This is a genomic window from Synechococcus lacustris str. Tous (assembly GCF_003011125.1).
Taxonomy (GTDB): Bacteria; Cyanobacteriota; Cyanobacteriia; order PCC-6307; family Cyanobiaceae; genus Synechococcus_D; species Synechococcus_D lacustris.
In genome coordinates, this window is the sequence record NZ_PXVC01000086.1 from 1 (window position 1) to 7546 (window position 7546).

The 7546-nt window shown below is 56.3% G+C and carries 2 protein-coding genes and 2 pseudogenes; all 4 read left to right on the top strand.

Features of this window, described 5'->3' with window-relative positions; translation table 11 throughout:
- Positions 1-276, top strand: a pseudogene (locus C7K08_RS15890) (hypothetical protein); the annotation flags it as partial.
- 23 nt (positions 277-299) lie between these two features.
- Positions 300-803, top strand: coding sequence for a hypothetical protein (locus C7K08_RS11830; protein ID WP_106500802.1), 504 nt, complete (start codon positions 300-302; stop codon positions 801-803).
- A gap of 168 nt (positions 804-971) precedes the next feature.
- A pseudogene (locus C7K08_RS16480) lies at positions 972-1130 on the top strand (IS3 family transposase); the annotation flags it as partial.
- A gap of 285 nt (positions 1131-1415) precedes the next feature.
- Positions 1416-7546: LamG domain-containing protein (locus C7K08_RS11835; protein WP_241537239.1), on the top strand; the 6131-nt coding region annotated here is incomplete at its 3' end.

The window sequence follows — 7546 nt, forward strand, 5'->3', positions numbered from 1 at the left end:
CTAACCATGGCGGAGCAAAAGGAGCTTGAAAAGCTCCGCGCCCAGGACCAGCGGGAAATAAAAGCACTAAAAAAGGAACTGCAACGCAAGGAGAAGGCCCTGCTAACCATGGCGGAGCAAAAGGAGCTTGAAAAGCTCCGCGCCCAGGACCAGCGGGAAATAAAAGCACTAAAAAAGGAACTGCAACGCAAGGAGAAGGCCCTGGCGGAGATGGCGGCCTTGCTGGTGCTGCAAAAAAAGTGGGAGGCCTACTGCTCGGAGGTCGCGGAAAGCTAACCAGCGCCGCCTGCCGGCAGAAGGTGATTGAGCTGATTGCTGAGGCCAATGCTGCAGGCGCCGGCCTCGTGCGGGCATGCGACGTGACCTGTATCTGCCTGCGCACCCTTAAACGCTGGCGGCGTGAATTTAAAGCTGATGGCAATGGCGTTGATCGCCGTAAAGGCAGTACTCGCAAAGTGGCTCATCGCTTAAGCGTTRAGGAAGGCCAAAGGATCTTGCTTACTTGCAACGAACCTAAATACGCTGATCTGCCGCCAGGTCAAATCGTGCCTGATCTAGCTGATCAAGGCATTTATATAGGTTCTGAACGCAGTTTCTATCGGGTTTTACATGCCCACGGGCAGCTRCACCGCCGCGGTAGAGCGCRAYTACCACAAGAAGCAAGGCCGGTGCCKCGGCTTAGCGCAAATGGCCCAAATCAGGTTTGGAGTTGGGATATTTCCTATCTSCCAACCAACGTAAAAGGGATTTGGCTTTACCTCTATCTAGTGGTTGATATCTGGAGCAGAAAAGTGGTGACCTGAGACGAGTAGCAAAGTGAATCAGCTGAATTAGCAGCTCAGCTGGTGAGTAGGGCATGCCTAAAGGAACGSRTCAGCCGACGCCGCAAACAGCCGCTGATCTTGCATGCCGATAACGGCACTCACTAGCCGCAGGCTTCCGCGCAGCGATTGCGTGCTGCAACCCTTGAGGTGCGCTTAGAAGAGCTTGGGGTACTCAGATCCTTTTCTAGGCCACGGGTAAGCAACGACAATCCCTATTCCGAATCGTTATTCCGCACCGTTAAATACCGGCCTAACTATCCAAACCGGCCGTTCAATAGCAAAGAAGAAGCCTACCAATGGGTTTCTTATTTTGTGGATTGGTATAACCACCAACACCGCCATAGCGGCATCAAATTCGTTACGCCTCAGCAAAGGCATAGCGGCGTGGCGATAGCAATTTGCAAAAAGCGTGCTGATCTTTATGAACAGGCCCGTCAACGCCATCCCCGGCGGTGGACAACAACCACACGCTGTTGGCGGCAACCAGAAGTGGTGTGGATAAACCAGCCCGCTGATGATTTCATCGCTCAAACAGCTAAGCTGAAGCCGCCTAATCGGCGGCAAAGGCGTCATCTTTACCTGACAGTTACCGTGCCCTACGCAAGCAACATCCAGACCCTGAACGATGCCAACGGCACCGCCTACGGGTTCCTCGAGGTAGACGGGCTGCTGTGGCAGTGCAAGTGGAATGCCCAGGCCCAGCGTTGGGATCAGGCCCAGGTGGTGCCGGGGGCCTATGGCGGCGAGAAGCTCCAGGTGCTGCTGGTGGAGGATCTCTGGCCCACGAGCGGAAAAGTTGGCAACCAGGCCGGTAACACTCCGGGAATTGTGCTGGCCTACCGGATCGGCTCGGGCGAAGCCGCCAAGGTTTACGCCACGCTCGGGAGCTGGGGCAGCGACGGGCAGCTGAGCTGGAACGATCCGCTGCTGCTCAGCGACAGCGGCACGGTCACCGAAGCAATTGGGCTGCGGGCAAGCGGCGATGGCGGCTTTGAACTGGTGAGCCAGCGGCGTGAACCGGTAGCAGTAGATCCCGGCAACACGCTGCAGACTCTCACAGGAGCCCGCTCCGACAGCGAACTGATTAAGCAGAGCTTCAGCCTCAGCGGCAGTGATGCGACTGGATATCAACTCACGAACGAGACAGCCAGCAAGCCGCCGCAGGACGTCACACCGACCAAGGAGCCAGCCCCTGTGGCACCGGCTTCAGCCACGGCTGGAAGCACCGAGTTCAGCAGGGCTGATCTGCTGGTATCACCATCGCCAGCAATAGCGCTGTTGAGGGCACCATCACCGCTGGAAGCCGCAAGCAGTGGTCTCCGCGCATCAGCCAATGGCTTGGGATCGCCATTGGGAATTGGATGGAGTGGTGGGTTCGGTATAAGGGCGGGGAATCCGCAAGGACAGTACACAGGGGTGTTTGGGCTCGCACTAGGGCAGACAAGAGCGCGCTGGCAGCTTGTTATCCCGAATTCGTCGCCGCAGAGCGATTGGCTTCCAGGAAATAGTATCAGACAACAATTTGAACAACTCTCTAGTGCCGTAGAAGATTACAATCAAGGGGTGCAGCTAGGTGATCGGGAATATAAGCGTAGCGTTGGGTTCGTGGGCGCCTTTGGGACGTATGGATTTGGCACTCAGGTCACAAGGAATGACATTGGCATCACCTATATCATTGAAGGCAAGAAAGAGAGGGGAAAWGTCGGTRAAGCTCTARGTYTTGCGCGGGAAGGTCTTGCTGGCGCGATCCTTAAGCAAACGCGAAACTACTATACGTTTCTAGCAAGCCTGCAAACAAAGTACTACTTTGACAGCTTAAATGTATTCAGCCCGCAGGGCTTTAATCTCGAAAAGGTTAAAAACACCTTCTCTGCGACTGTTGGCTGGGATCGCCAGGTAAGAGAAAGGTTGGAGACAGGAGGGTACTTACAGTACTCATACGGGTTTTCATTTGGGTACGCCGGCCAATACACACAGAAGGCCATTAATGCTGATGGTTTCCTTCCTGAGGACTTGAAATGGTTAGGCTACTCTGCAGCAGTTTTAGGGCCATTTCTCGGATTGTTGGCTCAGGGACAGAGTGCCAGCAACGGCTTCGAAAACGCAAATCAACTAAATAGTAATCGGGATAAAAACGATACTAGCTTCTACAATAAGTTCAACAAAGGGGGGATTTTGTGGAATGCGAAAGATGCCAAGGAAGATCCCTACCAGTACTACCAGCAATTCCAGCTCCTGCAGGCTTTGGCTGGAGTTACCTATGCAATCGCACCGCCCATCTCAAGTGCTATCGGCGATTCGACAAAGCGTACAGGTTATCAAAATGGCTTGGTGGTGAGAGGTCAGATTGGTCTGCGGTATCTCTATAAGAGCATTGGTGGATTCTACGGAAATCTCAGAGCTGGCTGGTATGACTACTTCAATCAAGACGCTTTTAAGAAAGCTGATGGATCMTACTCYGACTGGCAATTAAAAGTTCAGGTAGATGGCGGCGCGGCATTTCCATTTGGTGTCAGCATACCATTGCTGGCTTTTCAAATTACACTTCCAAAGCCATACACCACAGCTCTTCCCCCTCTAAAAAACCTCGCTGGATCAGGAGCCACAACCAACAGCACAATTGAGAATTACCTCTATCTCCCAGCCAGTGGCTCCACTCTGCTGCCAGCCATAGGCGATAGCGATGGGGGAGTTCCGCTAGTCGCTAACTCATCCAATCTACAGCTTTTCACTCTAAGTAACTACACAGGCGGCGCTGGAAGCAGCACGAGCTCCCCTTTGCAACTGGTAAACCGAGGATCAGGCCTGATCCCCGGCACTTACGAAGGGGTACCGATCCTTGCTGAATCGCTACCAGGTTCGGCTGGCGCCACCTTCAGCTTCAACGTTCTCGGTGATGGGACACTTGACCCAWCATCGATTCAGATCAAGGTCCCGCCATCCAGCATACCCAGTGTTCTTAATGGACAATATCTGTTCCTGCCTGAAACAAGTAGAGATAGTGGAATTTACGCGCTGATCCYTGATGTGTTCAGCACCGGGATTCTGCAACCCCCTGCTGACAGCAGCAACCTGCAGGACATCCGCGACCTGCGGACACAGCTACCAGTCATCACGGCCCGCGCCAGCACGACATCCACGCCGACTCCTCAGGTTCTCACCATCAGCGACATCGTGGCGGTTCCCCAGGTGGTGCTGGTCAACACCAACACAGCCACCGGAACAACAAGCTTCACCAATCCGATTCCTTCAGACAATAGCCTAAGAACCTACAAGGATGTGCCGGTCAGCCTCAACGTCGGTGCTCTGAACACCACCACCGCCAGCGTCAGCCTCAGCAATGGCTCGATCGTGAAGGTCGTCCTGGATGATCCTCTTTATCTGAGCTCTACCCCAAGCACAAGCCTTACTCTCACTGTTGATCTGCTGTCGGATTTAAACTTTATAGCTGACTACAAGCCAACAGCTGAAAGTAGCAATCCAGTCTTCAGCGTGACTGACCAGGTGCTGGGTTACRGCAATGTGGTTGAGGATCAGTMCTACAGCGCCAACCCKGGCGCGCCCGCGAATTCAGATCAGTCAACAGGTTCTTCGCAGCAAGTCTGGTTGGCCGATGGCATCAACGATCAGTGGCAGCAGACGCCAACGCAGGGTGGCTGGCCTGTGTTCAACCGGGTGGTGTTTGGCAGYTTCGACAGTKCCAGCAAACAGTGGACAGTCAATTACCTGAATGGCAGCCAGATCGACAGCGCCGGCCGCAAGACGTCTGTGCCCGAGCTCGAGCCAGCGAACGTCACGCTGAAATACCTCTACAACACTCTTGGTTCAGATGGTAAAGGCCCTGTGACCACCTTCAGCGCCGCCAGCACACCCACCGTGATCACGCTGGCAGGTCAGACAGGTGAACGGTTTGCCAATTCCACGGCTGTCTTCTGGGTGGAGGCCAGCAAACCGGTCATCCCGGTGGCAGCGAAGGGAGATGGAAGCACAAGTTATCAGAATTATTTAAGTCAGCTTTATGGCAGTCAACAGATCAACTATCGAATCAAAAAGCCGAATGGTACCTGGCAGTCGCCAWTTGAATTGTATGCTCCGGTAGATGCGGTGATCCGCCATCTCAAAGCCTTTGCTGTGGAGATGGATGGTGCTGCCCGCACCCTGCTGGTGTGGGATGAAACCTCAATCTCCACAATCAAGGGCACGCCTCCTGATCCGATCGCGATCACCGGCTGGATCGATGACAACAGGCTGACCCTCACGGATGCCAGCAGCGGTCTGCGCATCGGCGATCTGATCAGTGGTGATGGCGTCAAGCAAGGCACCCTSGTCACCGGGATCATCACCCCGTAYGACCCACTCACCCAAAAGGCCGTTTACAGGCTCAGTACCAACCAGAGCCTCGGCAGCAGTTTCCAGCCTGTGGCCCTTAACGCCACACCGCTGCTGCCGCCCACGGTGCTCAAGGCGGGTTTCCTCAATCCAGCTGCCAATTCCATCCAGTGGAGCGATCTGTTCAGTGAGGGGGGCAGCTCCACCATCACCACGATCCCCTGGGATCAGACCAACGACATCGGCGTCGGCATCGAATCGCTGTCGGTGGCCTCCAAGCAGGTGGTGGATGCCAGTGGCCAGGTGCGCGACACCGCGGTGCTCAGCTGGAGCGAGAACGTGCGCACGCCCTATGTGGAATCGGTGCTCAATGATCAACCCCTGATCTACCTGCAGTTCGCCGATCTCCAGCCCGGATTTAACGACATCAACATCGGCAGCACAGCATCTGAAACCACCACCGGTACCAGTGCCTCCAGCACCGGGCTCAACTTCACGATCGCCAGCGCCCTGAGCAAATCCAGCGGCAGCGCAGTGCAGAACATCGATGGCACCGGCGTGATCGCCACCGGCACCGGTAGCCAGAACAGCCTTTACAACAGCCTCTTCAACAGCACCCCCATCAACCAGCGGCCCAGCAGTCCCCTCAGCCAGCTCACCGGCACGATCACGGGCAGCACCCTCACGCTCACGGCACTCAGCGGAGAGCTGACCGTGGGTGACCTGCTCACCGGGCCGGGCCTGGCTGTGGACACCCAGATCACGGCAGTGCTGAGCGCCTTTGATGCAGCCAAGGGCACAGGCCAGTACAGCATCAACACGGCTCCCCTGGAGAACATCACCAGCAGCACCGCATTTGAGGCTGTRCCSGATCCKRMACCSASYTCRAGCAAGGATCTGGGGTTGCCCTACGCAAGCTTCAGCGGCAGCATCAATGGCACCACACTCACGGTCAGCCAGCTGAACGGCAGCCTGGTCGTGGGTGATCTGATCATCGGCGAAGGCATCAAATTCGGCACCAGCATCAGCGCACTGATCAATGTTGATCCCGCCACCGGCTTGGGGGATTACCAGCTCAGCGCCGATCCGCTGCAGCAGGGCACCGTTCTGGCCCCATCCGCACTGATCGCCACCCCCAGCAGCTCGGTTCCTTACACGATCGAATTCTGGACCAAGTTGCCCTCGGGCTCCAACCCCCAGGGTGCAGGCCTGGTGGCCTTCGGGCAACCCAGCCAGGAGGCGGTGGGCCCGGCCGTCGCSCCCAGCGGCTGGCTGATGACGTCCACCTTCACGGTGCAGCGGATCACCGTGCAACAGGCCGCAGCCCAGGGCTTCCAGGACGCCTACGACACGCTCAGCAGCAACAGCGCCAAAGCCAACGATCTGTATGCCTGGGGCTGGAGCCTGGATGCCACCGGCGCCAACACAACCGCCTTGAATGGCAATGGCGGTAGCAATGTCTACAGCAATGCCCTCAGCCTCACGAAMCTCTACAGCGGCCAGACCATCGATGGCGTCACCCAGTTTCTGAACAGTTACGGTCTCCAACCTGGTGATCTACCGGGTGGTGATGGTCTGGATGCCAGCACGATCGATCTTGTGCCTGGCACCTCGCTTGATTTCAACATATCCCTTGATGCCGATACCGGCCTGCCGGTCTCGAATCTCAATGCCGTCGGCATCGATACCGCCAGCTCGCTGCTGAACAGCGGCCTGGTGTTTGCCCGAGATGGGCAGCTCTCCAGCGATCCGGGCAAAAATCAAAGTCTCAAAGACATGTTCCAGGCCCTCTGGGACTATCAGGAAAACTACGCCTCGGCCAAGGTTGCCTTCAGCCTGGATCCTGCAGTTACTGGTACGAGTACAACATCAGGTTTTGAACAATATGGCGGCCTAGAGCTCACCTTCTCGGTTTCACCGGGGCCTGCCATCTCGGTGAATCAGGAAGGACAACTGGTGTTCGATGTGGCTGATGGCGTAGCGATCACCTCAGACGCCACCTCCCCAGAGAACAAACGACAAACAGCGTTACCASCTGATCTACGCGATGACAAGTGGCATTACGTGGTAGCCACCTACCTGCCCACCTATCGGAGCTACACCATCAATGGTGTCGCCACCCAGCTGCCGACCAACGGCGGCACTGCCAAGCTCTATGTCGACAACCAACTGGTGGCATCGCAGGAGAACGTCTCCAACGCGTACCTGGCCACCAACATCAACGACACAGCCCTGTTGCTGCCCAGCAATGCCGGTGGGGTGATTGATCAGTTTGCGCTCTACAACAAGGCCCTGCTGACTGCACCACCGCTGCCTAGCAATCCCGGCGGTCTCTGGCCCCAGCCGGGCAGGAACGAGGCCCTGACCATTCTCAAGCAGCTGGGTTATCCAGC